The organism is Pantoea sp. PvP021 (genome assembly GCF_054056055.1).
The window spans coordinates 331,091-344,932 of sequence record NZ_JBSRXX010000002.1 but is presented as its reverse complement, the minus strand read 5'-3'; the positions used below and the strand labels follow the sequence as shown (position 1 = coordinate 344,932).

The window sequence follows — 13,842 nt, the reverse complement described above, 5'->3', positions numbered from 1 at the left end:
TTATTAACTATACAACCTCAGAATATTATCTTGCTTTATTTTCACCCCATGCAGCCCTGAAGCTATAAATAGCCAAAACGTGGTAGCAACCGCTGTAATCTATTTATGCCCATGTATATTGAGAGTTGGATAGTTATATATCGCGGAAACAGACTTTTGGCTGAATGTGTTATAAACACTTTTACGACTCACTGTTTGTTGCGATAACCTGCGCGGCAGCTTTCCCGGCCTGATATGTTCTGACCAGCCTTTCACAAATGATCATCTGACAATGGCCAGCAGTATGATAAAACTATCGTCATCCTCTGGTGTCACGAGCAGCACATGGCTAAATTTACCCTGAAACAGATTGCTGCCCAGTCGGGACTCAGTCTGGCGACCATCGACCGGGCACTGCATCAGCGCGGCAACGTGCATGCCACAACCCAGCACCGAATCCAGCAGGCGATAGCGGACCTGGAACTGATGCAAAAAGCGGGACTCGCCAGGGGAAGAACGATCTATTTCGACGTCATCATGCATACACCTGACCGCTTTCAGCCACTGATACGTGAGGCGTTCAGCAGTCAGATTGCCAGTTTTACTGCCTTTAAACTTCAGCTGCGTTTCCACTTCGGCGCGAATTTGACTGCGGAGGCGATTAACGCGCTGCTGAATAAAAAAGCGTTGCATAGTCACGGCGTCATTCTTAAGGCAGCCTGTTCTGGTGAACTTCATCCCACCCTTGAATCACTGCTGAAACAACGCGTTCCGGTGGTCACCATGATGAGTGACCTGCCCGGCAGCGCGCGCCTGCGCTATATCGGCATGGACAATTTTGATGCCGGTAAAGTGGCGGCTTTTCTGATGTCAAAATGGCTGCGGGTGAGTCGTTCACATATTGTGGCTGTGACCGGCAGTCACGATTTCATTGGCGAACAGGAGAGAATTCAGGGATTTCAGCGAGCAATGCAGGAGTTTGCGCCCCAGCATCAGGTGAGCGTGGTAGCAGGCGGTTATGGCATTGACGCCCGGATGCAGCAGTCGGTGACACAGTTCTTGCAGAGCCATCCGGATGCAGATGCGGTCTACACAGTCGGTGGCGGTAATCCCGGCATACTGCGCGCTTTTGCCGAACAAAAGCGGACGGTTAACGCTTTTATTGGTCACGATCTCGATCGTGAGAATCGTGCACTGCTGCAGGCCGGTAAAATTGATGCATTAATCGAGCATAATTTACAGCTTGATGCGCTGCACGCTTTCAGAACGCTGCTGTCGTTTCATGGATTTTTGCCCGCCTCAGAACCGGCCGCACCCTACTCTAAAATTAACATCATCACCCGTTACAACATGACAGCCTGAAAAACTGTCAGGCAATTAATGAGCCCTGCTCATAACCATTTGCCGACTGAGCGGGCTAATCACGCTCCGGCTTGCCGGTTACACTGTGCATGACACGTTAACAACAGGAGTGAGTAATGAAAATTATCGCCAACGGATCGCTGCCTTCGCGTAAAGGACCTGCTGAATATTTTACCGGCACGGTTCGGATTGATGCACCATTCCAGGCAACAGAACCCGCCCGCGTGGGTGGCGCAACGGTGACTTTTGAACCGGGTGCCCGCACCGCATGGCATACCCATCCACTCGGGCAAACCCTGATCGTCACGCATGGCCAGGGCTGGATTCAGTGTGAGGGTGAAGCCATTCAGGTGATGAACACCGGTGATATCGTCTGGATCCCGGAAAATGTGAAGCACTGGCACGGTGCAACGCCGGATAACGCCATGACGCATATTGCTATCGCTGAGTCACTGAACGGCTCGCCGGTTGACTGGCTGGAGCAGGTCAGCGATCAGCAATATCAGCGCTAAATCAGGCGCGTATTCTGTCGCTAGAGTCTGACGTGATCGATCAGCGCCCTCAGCTTGGGGGCCAGATTTTTGCGGCTGGGAAAATAGAGATAGAAGCCGGCAAAGGCAGGCAACCATGCATCGAGCAGGGTCACCAGTTCGCCACGTGCGATGTAAGGCTGGAAGGTTTCTTCCATGCCAAAGCTGATGCCGCCCCCGGCGCAGGCGGTGCGAATCATCACCCCCATGTCATTTGTGGTGAGTTGCGGATTGACGGCAACATCAAACTCGCGTCCCTGCTCTGCGAACTCCCAGCGATAAGGGGCCAGACCAGGCCCTTTTCGCCAGCCGATGCAGCGATGATTGACCAGATCCTGAGGATGTTGCGGCGTGCCTGCGCGAGCCAGATAGGCGGGTGACGCCACCGCCACCTGACGCTGCGCGGTGGATACCGGCACCGCAATCATATCCTGAGCAATCACCTCCCCCAGCCGCACACCCGCGTCATAGCCCTGCCCGACAATATCAAACTCCTCATCGGTGACGGTGATATCCACCTCCACCTGCGGATAAGCGGTAATAAAGCTTGCCAGCAGTTCTCCCCCCAGCATCCGCTCAGCAATCGAGGAGATCGCCAGCCGCAGCTGGCCCCGAGGTTCCGCAGCCAGTTCGGCAATATCGGTCACGGCGCGATTGAGCTGGTTGATCGCCGGCGCCACTTCGGCATAGAGCCGCTGTCCGGCTTCTGTCAGCTGAACCGATCGTGTGGTGCGCTGCATCAGCGTGATGTTAAGCCGGTCTTCCAGACGCCGCAGACTCTGGCTGATCGCCGGACGCGTAACACCTAATTGTTCTGCGGCCAGCCGGAAATTTCGCGTCTGCGCCACAATCACAAAAACTTCGAGAGCATTTTTATCGGCATTCATTGGTCAGATTGAGTTACCAGTGCGTAAAGCGTTCGGTGGATTATCTTTATAATCCAGTCGCCGTATGATCGCCAGTGACAACCTGACTGGAGAAACAAAATGACTCAGAAAGTGATTTTAATTACCGGCGCCTCAAGCGGCATCGGGGCAGGCATTGCACGTGAACTGGCGAAAACAGATGTCATTCTGCTGCTGGGTGCGCGGCGGGAAAGCCGCCTGGCCGCGCTGGCTGAAGAGCTGCAGTTCAATGGTGCAGAGGTGGCGATCAAAGCGCTTGATGTAACGCGCCGCGAAGAGATGACGCAGTTTGTTGAGTATGCGCTGGAGAGATGGGGCCGGGTGGATGTAATGATCAATAACGCCGGTATTATGCCCTTGTCTCCGATGGCATCGCTGCGGGTAGAAGAGTGGGATCAGATGATCGATGTAAACATCAAAGGGGTGCTGTATGGCATTGCGTCAGTGTTGCCGACCATGCTGGCCCACCAGCGCGGTCACATCATCAACATCGCGTCGATAGGGGCGCTGGCCGTGTCGCCCACCGCAGCTGTCTACTGCGCCACTAAGTTTGCGGTGCGGGCGATTTCCGACGGATTACGGCAGGAGAACAGTCAGCTACGGGTGACCTGTGTCCATCCCGGTGTGGTGGAGAGCGAGCTGGCATCAACCATTACCGATCCGGCAGCCGCCGAGGCGATGCAGCACTATCGCGCTATCGCGTTGCAGCCGGACGCCATTGGTCGCGCCGTTCGCTATGCCATTGAACAGCCTGAAGAGGTGGATGTGAACGAAATCGTGGTGCGGCCAACCCGAACGCAGCAGTAAGCAACCCGCCCGATGCGCTGTGTGCATCGGGCGGGCGGTTTTACTGTCAGTAGAGGCTTCTGCGGGTACGCTGCACGGTGATGGCGATGGCCGTCAGTGCCACCAGCATCAGAAATATCCCCAGTCCAACCATGGCGTTAAAGCCATAGACTTTAAACAGCAGCAGACCGGCAATACAGCCGCTCAGGAATGAAAACACGGTAGTCAGATGGGTGTGCAGAACCTTCTGGAAAAAGCGACGATCGTCGGTTTCAAGATGCACGGCGTGAGAAGTATGGGCAAAGATCCACGACCCCAGCGCAATACCCGCATCGGTCAGCGTGCCAGTAATGTGGGTCGATCTGACGCGGCCATTGGAGAGCTGCGTCGAGGTCGCATTATGAATCCCCATTAAAAAGCCCAGCATTAACAGCACTTCCCCGTTAAAGCTTGGCCGGTAGAACACGATTTCAAAGATTGATGCCGCCGTCAGTGCCGCCCCTTCCGCCAGAATGATCAGACAGAATATGGTGCGTAACTTATGTCTGATCCCCACTACCACCGCCAGCCGGGCAACGGTACAACCCAGCACAAAGGCAATAATCAGTGCCATCAAAAACAGCATGGTATGGAGGTCGCTGGTGGTCACTTCCTGGGAGATTTGCGACGTGTTACCGGTCATATGCGATGGAAAAAATCCAAACGCGCCCAGCGCCATGGCATTAAGGATGCCGGCGGTGGTGGCAAGCACCAGCGCCAGCAGTCGATCTTCGGTATGCGAACGAACTTTCTTCTTTTTTATCAGCACAGGCTTCCCCACCTCAGGTGAATGCAAAACATTCTTATAAGGCTTCAAGCATACAACCTGATGGAAATTATTCCTGTCAGAACCAGATAACTCTGATGAAATAAGCCATTAATTTTGCTGATTTTTATAAAGCTGATTCAGTTTACTTTTAAAAGTGTCAACGACGCGATGATTCACCAGCAGCTGATCACCAGAGAGGCTGATGGTGAACTCAGTCAACGATGAAGAGTTGCGCGCCTGTGGACGTAAAGGAGCGATGTGGTTCAGCATCGTCCGCCACCTGATAGCTGACGCCCGGTGTCAGCACGAAACGGCGACCATCTGCCAGTTCAGTGTGCAACTCACCCGCCATGCACAGCAAAATATGGCCCTTTGTGCACCAGTGATCGGCGACATAGCCTGGTGAATAGTCGACCATCCGCACCCGGATATCGTTAAACTTCACGGTTCGCCAGGTCGCCTGCCCCTGGTCGCCGGGATGAATCGTCTCTTCAATCTGATCCCACTGGGTCAGGCCAAACGGCAGATTTTCAATTTTCATGCGATTCCCTCAAGGCTAAGTGCAGGATAAACGTCAGGCCAGAGCCTGGGTAACGGCCTCTTCCGCGTGGATAAGCGTGGTATCAAACAGTGGCACGCTGGCATCCGTGGCATCCACCAGCAGTGTGATTTCGGTGCAGCCGAGAATAATGGCCTCCGCCCCCTGCGCAACCAGCTGCTGCATGATCTCACCATAACGGCGACGCGACGCGGGATTGATCTCGCCCAGACAGAGCTCGTGGTAAATCACCTCATGCACAAAAATCCGATCCTCTCTATCCGGCGTGATCACCTCAAGACCAAACTGCTGCTGAAGTCGCCCGCGATAGAAATCCTGTTCCATGGTGAATCGCGTCGCCAGTAATCCGACCTTACGCACCCCGGCCTGCTGAATGCGCCGTCCGGTGGCGTCGGCGATATGCAGCAGCGGGATGCCCGTTGCGGCGCTGATTTGTGCTGCCACTTTATGCATGGTGTTGGTACAGAGTACGATGAACTGCGCGCCAGCCCGTTCCAGATTGCGTGCCGCTTCAGCCAGTATCTCTCCCGCCTGCTGCCACTCTCCCGCGGCCTGTAGCTGCTCAATACGCTGAAAATCGACGCTATAGAGCACCAGCTCCGCCGAGTGCAGGCCGCCCAGCCGCTGTTTAACCTGCTGATTGAGAATGCGATAATAGAGCGCGGTAGACTCCCACGACATACCGCCTAACAGACCAATCACTTTCACAATGCACTCCGGGTTCAGGGGTTTTATTCCAGCATGCCAGATCGACATTGATCGGCAACGGCTTTGTTCAGTTGATACTGTTCTGAGGTCTGAAGCGTCGGGCAATCACCATCAACAGCACCACGCCAGCGCTCATGATCAGCCAGGCCTGGGTCATTGACGTGCCGCTATCACGCACCCAGCCTGCCAGCAGCGGCATCAGAGCCGCAATCAGATATCCGCCTCCCTGCACGCGTGACAGCAGAATGCCCGCCTCTCTGGCACTGCGCGCATGATCCAGCGTGACAATCAGCGACAGCGGAAAGAGCGCTCCGATGCCCGTACCCAGTAACAGTGAAGAGAGTATCGGCATCGTGCCCGGGTAAAAGACCAGACTCAGCAGCCCCAGCAGCAACAGGGCCAGCACGCCGAGCAGCAGCGGACGGCGATCGGGAAAGCGATGTAACGTCGCCGAGACGATGAATCCTGCCACCACTTCGGTTAACGTCAGCGCGGCGAGCAGATAGCCACTGTGGCGAGCACTCCAGCCCAGTTGAATATAGAATGGCGGCAGCCAGGCCAGCACCAGCGTATAAGCACCCGTGCCAATGCCGAAAAAGAGCATCAGCAACAGGGTACGCCGCACAGGCAGCGTCGCTGCATCAGAGGCCACGCTCACCTGCGGCGATCGCCTGACTAAAGTCAGCCAGATCATCAGTGTGACCAGCGTTAACCCGCCGGAAAGCGCCAGCGCGGGTTGCAGGCCCAGCCATGAAAACAGCGGGTCAGCACCGGCAGCAGTCAGTGCCGCGCCCGCCATAATGCCCGTGCTGAACAGCGCCATCAGCGTCGCCGCGGCTTCAGCAAAGCGTTGACGGATCAGAGCGGGCATCAGCGCCTGTATCACGCCAATCCCTGCGCCCCCCGCCAGCGCGGTGAGGAGCAGTTGAGAGGGAGTAAGCGTAACGCCGCGCCACAGGCAGGCGACCGTCAGACAGAGCAAACCGGCGGCGATTCCCTTTACCGGCCCGATGCGGGCGATCAGCCACGGGCCAGAGAGTGCGGCCAGGCCCATCATCGCCACCGGCAACGTGGTCAGCAGACTGAACGTCGTCGCCGACAGCCCGGCCTGCAGTTGCAACACCGGGAACAGCGGGCCGATAATCGCCAGCATAGGGCGCAGATTCAGCCCGATAAGAAAAGCGATCACGGCAAACAGAATGGGGAACAACACCTTATTTTTCATCATCGACGCCTTAACAGAGGATTGACGATGACAGCAACGGGCTGCCACCATTTATCTTAACGTTAAGATAAATTTCCCCCGGTGTTAAGAGGCTGCGCACAACCCGACAACATAACCACAATATTTAAAGGTGATTTATGCATGATCATATTGATTTCGTTGTCAGTCAGTGGGACGACGCGATGCCCGATCTCGACGCCTCTTCAATGCGAATCTTCGGCAGGGTGCTGCGTCTGATGAAACATCTGGCGAAAGCGCGCAGCCAGGCACTGGAGCCTTTTGGTTTTCAGGAGGGGGAATTTGATGTGCTGGCGACATTGCGACGGGCGGGATCGCCTTTTCGCCTGTCGCCCACCCAGCTCTACCAGGCGCTGCTGGTGACTTCCGGTGCGATGACAAATCGTCTGAACCGGCTGGAGCAGCAGCATCTGATTGAGCGTATTGCCGCGCCAGAGGATAAGCGCAGCATGCTGGTCGGGCTGACGCCGCACGGGCAGCAGCAGATTGAGCATGCACTCCGCGTCCATACCGCTACGCAGGAGGCATTGCTGGCACCGCTTGGCGCTTCAGAGCGTGCCGAACTGGAAAGGTTGCTGAAAACGCTGCTGCTGGCGTGTCCAGGCGAAGCGACAGCCGCAGAATAGCGCCGTCAGCGCTGCAGTTCGGCCACTGTCATGGTGAAGATAACCGGCAGGTGATCGGCACTGGCATAGGCATGCGGCATATCGGTTCGCGCTACGGCTGCACAGCCCTGCTGCACCACCAGGGTCTGCTCACCCACCGTTAAGGCGAGCGTGCCCTGCTCGACATGCAACAGTTCGAGTGTGCCTGAGGAGTGACCGGCAGAACGGAAAGCTTCGCCCGCAAACATCTGCCAGCGCCAGAGCTCGATCATATCCGGCCCACGGGTTCCCGCCAGCAGCTGCGCATAACCGCCCTGCTCACCCTGCCACAGCCGGGGCATTTCGCTGTTCTCAATCAGCCAGGCGTCAGGCGCATGCGCAACGTTGACGATATCTGCCACCGAGACGCCCAGTGCGGCAGCCACTTTACAGAGAATGGCGATGCTGGGATTGGCGGCACCCTTTTCGATCTCCACCAGCATGCCTTTACTGACGCCAGCCCGGCGTGATAACTCATCCAGCGAGAGTTTCTGACTTTTACGCCAGCTTTTGATGCTGTCCGAAACAGCCTGATTGACACTGGCGACATCGGCACCCGCATCGGTCGTTATATTGACTTTTTTGGTCATCGGTCATTACTATGAAATAAATTAGTCACTGAGAGAGTATCCGATGTTATCTGTTCACCCGTCAATCGATCCTGCTGTTTTCGCGCTCGCTCCCGGCTTTCGTGCCATGAGTATTGTGGTGGAAGCCACACCGATTACCCGACCAGACGTTGCCAGCGATGCACTGAAAAGCGCATGCCAGCAGGTGTTAAATGATGATGCGACGTGGGCAGACGCGCATCTCGCCGCCTGGGCTGAGGTATTTAAAGCCTTTGGTGCCAAAGCGAAACGTACACCCTGTTCGGCAGAAGCATTGCGTAAGCGTGTGCTGCGGGATGGCGCATTGCCTGCCATCGATCCGGTTGTCGATCTCTATAACGCCATCAGCATTCGTTATGCGCTGCCGGTCGGAGGTGAAAATATCGAGGCCTATGCTGGCGAGCCACGCCTGGTGATAGCTGACGGCAGTGAACGTTTCGATACCGTTAAAGAGGGCGAGGTGGTTTATGAGTCGCCGGAACCGGGCGAAGTGATCTGGCGCGACGATCAGGGCGTGACCTGTCGCCGCTGGAACTGGCGTCAGGGTGTAAGAACCCGACTGGATGCCAGCGCGCAGCAGATGTGGTTCATTCTGGAAAGTCTGCCCGCTATGCCGCTTTCCGCGCTGCAACAGGCCAGCGACGATCTGGTTTCGGGATTACAGCAGATGATGCCGGGTGCGCAAATCAGTACGACGCTGATTGAAGCGCCAGCAAACTGAACATTGCCTCAACAGCGGCTAAACGAGGTTAACGGTGAGCGGAAACTGTGGCAGGATACGCGCCCTGCGTCTGGCCATACCCGGCTGACTTAACGGCACTCAACCGGTGACTAAAATGGCTAAAGTAAAATATATCCTGCCCCTGCTGCTGATCCTCGCCCTGGCCGCCTGGTGGTTTATCCCACACGACAGTGAGGAAGATAAGGCGTATTACGTCGCGGTGTTGTGCGCGGTTGATCATGATAGTAAGCAGCCCCTTGACCGGCAGATGCAGAACGTCATTGAAGGCGGCAACTCTGATTATGCGCTGCAAAAAATCACTTATAAATCGGGGCTGGGCCGCAGCGTGATTGCTCGCTGGCAGCAACTGACACCTGATGAACAGCAGCGCGCCGCCCAGGATAACCTCGCCTGCCAGCAGATGCTGAAGCGCTGATTTCTGACGGGCGTGTTCATATCATTATTCATATGATTTCGCGCTGGTCATCATTATGGCCGCGCCCGTCCTGGCTTATCCCTACGCATCTGAAATTACCGTGTTTTTTGTCTACGACTTACAGGTAAGCGGGCTTATGAATCCCTGACAACCTGATGCCGGAAGAATATGGGCTTATGGCTGAGAATCCGCAAATCTCAAAAATTGAGTGAAACTAAAACGGGGATGCTGACAGTGGCACTTACGTTCATAAGCTTTCATTATGCAAAAGCCCGCATTAGCGGGCCCTGAGCGTCATTTCAGTATGTTGTATCTGTAGAGCAAATTTCCGAAATCCTGTTTCATGCTAACGAAAAGAAGAATCTGGATAGTATTGTCCACGAAATCGTACAGAACACGATACTCTCCTTCAACATCAAGACGTTCGCGTAACAAAAGCCCGCGCTCTGAAAGATAAGCATTGTAGCGATACCTTTCAGGATCCTGACTGATATTGTCGACTGAATCCATGAGTAGATTATCGACAAATGCAGCCGCTTGCTGCGCCCCAACTGTTCCGCTCTTATAGGACTCAATGTCCTTGAGACACTGTTCAGCCAGAGGCGCGATTACCAGCTGATATTGTTCTGACACTCAAAGCCTCTCTATTATTTTCTTGCGGCACGTAACCTTCCCAGAACGTCTTCAGGGGTCATGCCTTTGCCATCAGCGACTTCCTTTTTAGCTTGCAAGGCCAGCTTGAAAAGGGCGTTTATGTTTCTTTCCTGCTCGATCTCTCTAATCTCAGCCTGACGCTCAGCAGCAGTCTGGATGAAGAGTTCAGAGACGCCGTTTTTTGTTACGTATACTCCTCCTTCGAAGGCGGCAGCATTTCCGAGACTGTCTCTGGCAAGCTTCTGGGACATGGTTTGATTTGAGTTCATACATGATTTCCGATTAGACAGGACGGGTAAAATCAAAGGGATTGCCGGTAGAGCCATCCAGATTTCATCGTTGATTAAAAAACTTCACAGACCGTAAGATTTGAACTGCCCCTCTCTTTTCCGAGGGTCATAGGATGAATATAACCTACGAGTGAAATCGTGTACATATTTATCCACCCTATCCACGTTACTGAATCTGGATGGCAAGGCATCGTCCTAATAGGTTTAAAAGCAGAAGGTAGTCATGCTATTCAATGTATTGTATATAGCACGCAACACAGGACCGGCGTTGATGTCTGAAATCGACTGAAATCGTCAAAAGATCGCCTTAACCACCAGCAATCACCTCTTCTGCCTATTGCCGATTTGTTAACACAACCCGCTATCGACTCTCAGCCTGCTTTAATGCCAGTAGCCTGTATGGTATGAAATCACTTAAAAGAGAAAAATATGACGATGCCAGAACGCAAAAATTACCCGCAACTGGGCGAAGTAAAAGCGCCTTATGTCCACGCAGTGAAGCATGGCGCGACGCTGTATGTCTCTGGGCTGACCGCTTTCGGTACGGCGGCTCAGCAGGGAAATATGGCTGAACAGGCAGAGGCTATTTTTGATCAACTCAGGGCGGTTGCCGCAGCTGAGCATACGTCGCTCGCAGCGCTGCTGAAGGTCACGATATTCATCACCTCTTTCACAGAGATCACCGCGCTGCGGGAAGTGCTTTATCGCAACTACGGCGAGCATCTGCCCGCCAGCTCACTGGTACAGGTCAGCGGACTTTTCTCCACTGACCTGCGCATAGAGATTGAAGCCATTTTTGCCCTCTGAGTAGAAAACAACGACATTCCCGATGCTAGAGCTGCAGATCCGCGGCGGCTGCGCCCCGCGCCAGATAACCGATGCGATAGACTTCCTGCTCGCCAGCGGGGCGCTGGTGTGAAGCGTTAACGTCTACTCCCTGCCAGCGGCTCACATCCCAGGCGCTGATCCCTGTTGTTACCGGCAGTGTCGTAAGGTCTGAATGCGGTGGAATCGTCCAGCGGTTCAGCGTTATAAAGCGGGCATCGGCCAGATCCGGCATGTGGGTCAGCCCCTCAAGCGCCAGCCAGCTTTCGATGATCGGCCAGCCAAAATCCCTGACCAGCGTCGCAAAGCCAGGACTTTGCAGGAAACGCTGCATACCACTCGCCTCCCGCCAGAAATAGAGCGGCGCATAACGGTTTTCATTCTGTCCGTCATCATCACGGCAAGTGTAAAGATATGCCTTGGCCACCAGCCCTGGAAAGCCATCAAGCCGGGCTCCGTTCAGACTGATGCGCTGTTCGATGATGCCCATGTCGTAGTCAGCGGGCAGGGTAAAACGGTAGTGCATGATAATCATAACGCCTCCTGTGCCAGCATCCGGCCGCCGCTAAAGCTCCACTCTTCGGTGCTGTTAAACTGAATGATGATCATCACGTCGTCAGGATCGATCGCCATCTCCGCCTGAAGCGTCGTACAGAGTGAATGATAAAACTGCTGCTTCTGTTGTCGGGTTCGCGGTCGGCCTGCTGTCACCTGAAACAGCACGAAATTATCGCTGCGCCCGCCGCTGAGATAGTGACGATCAAATACCCGCTGTCCGGCGGGCAGCATCTCAATCACCTGAAAGCAATCATGCTCAGGAACGTCAAATTCCGCGACCAGCGCCTGCTGAAGCAGCGTGGAGATCTGATGCAGAGCCGCCTCGCTGTAGCCCTGACGCAGGGTAATTCGGGTAAAGGGCATCAGTGATTATCCTCCAGATAACCCAGCGCGGTGACGGCGGCGGGCCAGCCTGCGTAAAACGCCAGATGGGTGAAGCTCTCCACCAGCTCATCCTGTGTCAGCCCATTTTGTCGGGCGAAATCGATGTGCCACGGCAGCTGCTGGACTCTTCCCAGCGCGGTTAGCGTTGCCAGCGTCAGCAGGCTGCGCTCACGCGGTAACAGCAGCTCGCGCTGCCAGATATCGCCAAACAGCACCTGCTGTGTCAGTTCGGCCAGTTTTGGCGCGCGCTGCGCCAGTGTTTCCCGATCAAGCGATTTTTTCATTGCACACTCCTCAGTGGTGAGACAGAGTGTCACTCAGGCCTTCAATCCTGAAAATCAAATTAATCAGCTCTTACCATCCATAATTACAGGACAATAATGAACAAGGTACCGGAGTCCCTCGATATGGATGCGCTGCGCAGTTTCGTCGCGGGCATTGATGCCGGCAGCTTTGCCCTGGCGGCACAGCATCTGTGTCGGTCTGCCTCGGCCGTGAGTGCGCAGCTTAAGAAACTGGAGCAGCAATGCGGCACGGCGCTGGTGATGAAAAAAGGGCGGCATGTGCAGCTGACCCGCAGCGGTGAACAGCTGATGAGTTACGCCAGACGCCTGCTGTCGCTGAACGATGAGACATTGCGGGCAGTGAAAGGCGAAGCGTTACAGGGCGAAATACGCATCGGGATGCAGGAGGATTTTGGCGAGGCATTGATGCCGGACATTCTCGGCGCGTTCAACCGGCAGCATCCGGAGGTGATGCTGACCGCACGCGTCGACAGAAATCTGCCGCTGCTTACGGCGCTGGCCCGTCATGAGCTGGATCTGGCGCTGCTGTGGCAGGCAGAGCAGCAGGCTGGCACGCAGTTAATTGGTCAGTGTCCGTTAGCCTGGATACAGCATCCGGCGTTTGATCTGGCGGGATATCTGCAGCGCGGCGAGCCGCTGCCGCTGGTGGCATTCGATGCGCCGTGTGTCATGCGATCGCGCGCCATCGAGGCGCTGGATAAGGCAGGTATTCCGTGGCGGGTAGTGTTCACCAGCCACAGTCTTAGCGGGATCTGGGCGGCATTACAGGCCGGGCTGGGCATCACCCTGCGCACCCGCGCCGGGTTGCCGGAGACGCTGGTGATTGAATCACACCGGCTGCCAATGCCCGGCTATCTGGGTATCGCGCTCGCCCGCTCCGATCAGGGTGACGATCCGGCGCGAGCACTCTTGCAGCATCTGATCACGCAAGCCGCCCTGCCCTTTGTTCAGCGCTGACTACTGTCTGAAATGCCCGCTGAACCAGAGACGAACAGTATTCTGCTGAGATGTCGCGGTCGCCGAACAGAATATGAAACATCACCGGCGCCACGACCACATCGATGATGCGATCAACGTCAAAGCCTGATTCGCCGCGTGCCTCGGCCCGACTTTTCAGTGTTTCAAGATGCTGATAGGTAAACCCACAGCATTTCTGGCTCGCCACTTCAGCCTGACTTCCTATCACATCAGCCAGAAGCTCACGACCGACTTTGGACGACATCTCTTCAGCATACTGCTGGATGAACGCGGTAAGATCGCCGGCCGTCGATCCGGTATCTTCCGGTTCTGCAATGGGCCGCATCCGTGCCACGGCCACATCCGCCAGCAACTGGGACAGATCGCCCCAGCGCCGATAGATCGTGGAAGGTGTCACACCTGCCTGTTCGGCGATCATCGGCACTGTAATAGCTGAACGATCAAGCGTTTCAAGCAAGCGGTTAACGGTGTTATGCACTTCCGCCTGAATACGTGCGCTGCGCCCACCCTGCCGAATCATCTCCCTCGCCATCTCTTTCTCCCGCTTTTATCAGCCTGA

At 55.3% G+C, this 13,842-nt stretch carries 20 protein-coding genes; 8 read left to right on the top strand and 12 right to left on the bottom strand.

What is annotated here, in order from left to right; all coding sequences use genetic code 11:
• Positions 1-324 precede the first annotated feature (324 nt).
• Complete coding sequence (locus ACVKSX_RS10760) at positions 325-1,341, top strand: substrate-binding domain-containing protein (protein ID WP_033779911.1); 1,017 nt, start codon at positions 325-327, stop codon at positions 1,339-1,341.
• A 116-nt stretch (positions 1,342-1,457) separates the two neighbouring features.
• Complete coding sequence (locus ACVKSX_RS10755; protein WP_010246880.1) at positions 1,458-1,853, top strand: (R)-mandelonitrile lyase; 396 nt, start codon at positions 1,458-1,460, stop codon at positions 1,851-1,853.
• A 20-nt stretch (positions 1,854-1,873) separates the two neighbouring features.
• On the opposite strand, the gene ACVKSX_RS10750 is transcribed toward ACVKSX_RS10755, so the two are convergent.
• On the bottom strand, positions 1,874-2,758 hold the full coding sequence (locus tag ACVKSX_RS10750; RefSeq protein ID WP_010670562.1) for a LysR family transcriptional regulator: 885 nt from the start codon (positions 2,756-2,758) through the stop codon (positions 1,874-1,876).
• Positions 2,759-2,857: 99 nt separating this feature from the next.
• Here ACVKSX_RS10750 and ACVKSX_RS10745 point away from each other — a divergent pair, with 99 nt between their 5' ends.
• The gene (locus ACVKSX_RS10745; protein WP_346554246.1) at positions 2,858-3,583 is read left to right on the top strand and encodes an SDR family oxidoreductase; all 726 of its coding nucleotides are present in this window, start codon (positions 2,858-2,860) and stop codon (positions 3,581-3,583) included.
• A gap of 46 nt (positions 3,584-3,629) precedes the next feature.
• On the opposite strand, the gene ACVKSX_RS10740 is transcribed toward ACVKSX_RS10745, so the two are convergent.
• From ACVKSX_RS10740 to ACVKSX_RS10725, 4 genes are all read right to left on the bottom strand, one after another.
• A complete protein-coding gene (locus tag ACVKSX_RS10740) occupies positions 3,630-4,370 on the bottom strand; it encodes a YoaK family protein (RefSeq protein WP_029519590.1) in 741 nt (246 codons plus the stop codon).
• A 211-nt stretch (positions 4,371-4,581) separates the two neighbouring features.
• Positions 4,582-4,911, bottom strand: a complete 330-nt coding sequence (locus ACVKSX_RS10735; protein ID WP_010670565.1) for a DHCW motif cupin fold protein — start codon at positions 4,909-4,911, stop codon at positions 4,582-4,584.
• A gap of 33 nt (positions 4,912-4,944) precedes the next feature.
• Entirely contained in the window at positions 4,945-5,637 is a 693-nt protein-coding gene (locus ACVKSX_RS10730) for an aspartate/glutamate racemase family protein (RefSeq protein ID WP_033760791.1), read from the bottom strand.
• A 67-nt stretch (positions 5,638-5,704) separates the two neighbouring features.
• Positions 5,705-6,862, bottom strand: a complete 1,158-nt coding sequence (locus ACVKSX_RS10725) for an MFS transporter (protein ID WP_163763514.1) — start codon at positions 6,860-6,862, stop codon at positions 5,705-5,707.
• 137 nt (positions 6,863-6,999) lie between these two features.
• Between ACVKSX_RS10725 and ACVKSX_RS10720 the strand changes: the two genes are divergently transcribed.
• The gene (locus ACVKSX_RS10720; protein WP_022624551.1) at positions 7,000-7,506 is read left to right on the top strand and encodes a MarR family winged helix-turn-helix transcriptional regulator; all 507 of its coding nucleotides are present in this window, start codon (positions 7,000-7,002) and stop codon (positions 7,504-7,506) included.
• A gap of 5 nt (positions 7,507-7,511) precedes the next feature.
• Here ACVKSX_RS10720 and ACVKSX_RS10715 read toward each other — a convergent pair whose 3' ends face one another.
• On the bottom strand, positions 7,512-8,114 hold the full coding sequence (locus tag ACVKSX_RS10715) for a helix-turn-helix transcriptional regulator (protein WP_033768765.1): 603 nt from the start codon (positions 8,112-8,114) through the stop codon (positions 7,512-7,514).
• Positions 8,115-8,157: 43 nt separating this feature from the next.
• Here ACVKSX_RS10715 and ACVKSX_RS10710 point away from each other — a divergent pair, with 43 nt between their 5' ends.
• Positions 8,158-8,853, top strand: coding sequence for a B3/B4 domain-containing protein (locus ACVKSX_RS10710; protein ID WP_022624553.1), 696 nt, complete (start codon positions 8,158-8,160; stop codon positions 8,851-8,853).
• Between the two features lie 115 nt (positions 8,854-8,968).
• The gene (locus ACVKSX_RS10705) at positions 8,969-9,289 is read left to right on the top strand and encodes a hypothetical protein (RefSeq protein WP_033768762.1); all 321 of its coding nucleotides are present in this window, start codon (positions 8,969-8,971) and stop codon (positions 9,287-9,289) included.
• 294 nt (positions 9,290-9,583) lie between these two features.
• Here ACVKSX_RS10705 and ACVKSX_RS10700 read toward each other — a convergent pair whose 3' ends face one another.
• Both ACVKSX_RS10700 and ACVKSX_RS10695 read right to left on the bottom strand, forming a co-directional pair.
• Positions 9,584-9,922 (bottom strand): type II toxin-antitoxin system RelE/ParE family toxin, encoded by a 339-nt coding sequence (locus tag ACVKSX_RS10700; RefSeq protein WP_010246865.1) that lies wholly within the window; start codon positions 9,920-9,922, stop codon positions 9,584-9,586.
• Positions 9,923-9,936: 14 nt separating this feature from the next.
• Positions 9,937-10,212, bottom strand: coding sequence for a hypothetical protein (locus ACVKSX_RS10695; protein WP_010246864.1), 276 nt, complete (start codon positions 10,210-10,212; stop codon positions 9,937-9,939).
• Positions 10,213-10,662: 450 nt separating this feature from the next.
• On the opposite strand from ACVKSX_RS10695, the gene ACVKSX_RS10690 reads away from it, so the two are divergent.
• The gene (locus ACVKSX_RS10690; RefSeq protein WP_137241050.1) at positions 10,663-11,040 is read left to right on the top strand and encodes a RidA family protein; all 378 of its coding nucleotides are present in this window, start codon (positions 10,663-10,665) and stop codon (positions 11,038-11,040) included.
• Between the two features lie 25 nt (positions 11,041-11,065).
• Here the strand turns inward: ACVKSX_RS10690 and ACVKSX_RS10685 are convergent, their stop codons facing one another.
• The 3 genes from ACVKSX_RS10685 to ACVKSX_RS10675 are packed head-to-tail and all read right to left on the bottom strand — an operon-like array spanning position 11,066 to position 12,284.
• On the bottom strand, positions 11,066-11,593 hold the full coding sequence (locus ACVKSX_RS10685) for a DUF4865 family protein (protein ID WP_010246862.1): 528 nt from the start codon (positions 11,591-11,593) through the stop codon (positions 11,066-11,068).
• Entirely contained in the window at positions 11,590-11,979 is a 390-nt protein-coding gene (locus tag ACVKSX_RS10680; protein ID WP_045139977.1) for a tautomerase family protein, read from the bottom strand. Before ACVKSX_RS10680 ends, ACVKSX_RS10685 begins: the two co-directional genes overlap by 4 nt.
• Complete coding sequence (locus tag ACVKSX_RS10675; RefSeq protein ID WP_207253840.1) at positions 11,979-12,284, bottom strand: carboxymuconolactone decarboxylase family protein; 306 nt, start codon at positions 12,282-12,284, stop codon at positions 11,979-11,981. The genes ACVKSX_RS10680 and ACVKSX_RS10675 overlap by 1 nt, the downstream gene beginning before the upstream one ends.
• 96 nt (positions 12,285-12,380) lie before the next feature.
• On the opposite strand from ACVKSX_RS10675, the gene ACVKSX_RS10670 reads away from it, so the two are divergent.
• Positions 12,381-13,262 (top strand): LysR substrate-binding domain-containing protein, encoded by an 882-nt coding sequence (locus ACVKSX_RS10670; protein ID WP_029519249.1) that lies wholly within the window; start codon positions 12,381-12,383, stop codon positions 13,260-13,262.
• Here ACVKSX_RS10670 and ACVKSX_RS10665 read toward each other — a convergent pair.
• Positions 13,228-13,815: a TetR/AcrR family transcriptional regulator gene (locus ACVKSX_RS10665; protein WP_124890711.1), complete on the bottom strand. Its 588-nt coding sequence runs from the start codon at positions 13,813-13,815 to the stop codon at positions 13,228-13,230. The genes ACVKSX_RS10670 and ACVKSX_RS10665 overlap by 35 nt on opposite strands.
• Between the last annotated feature and the right edge of the window lie 27 nt (positions 13,816-13,842).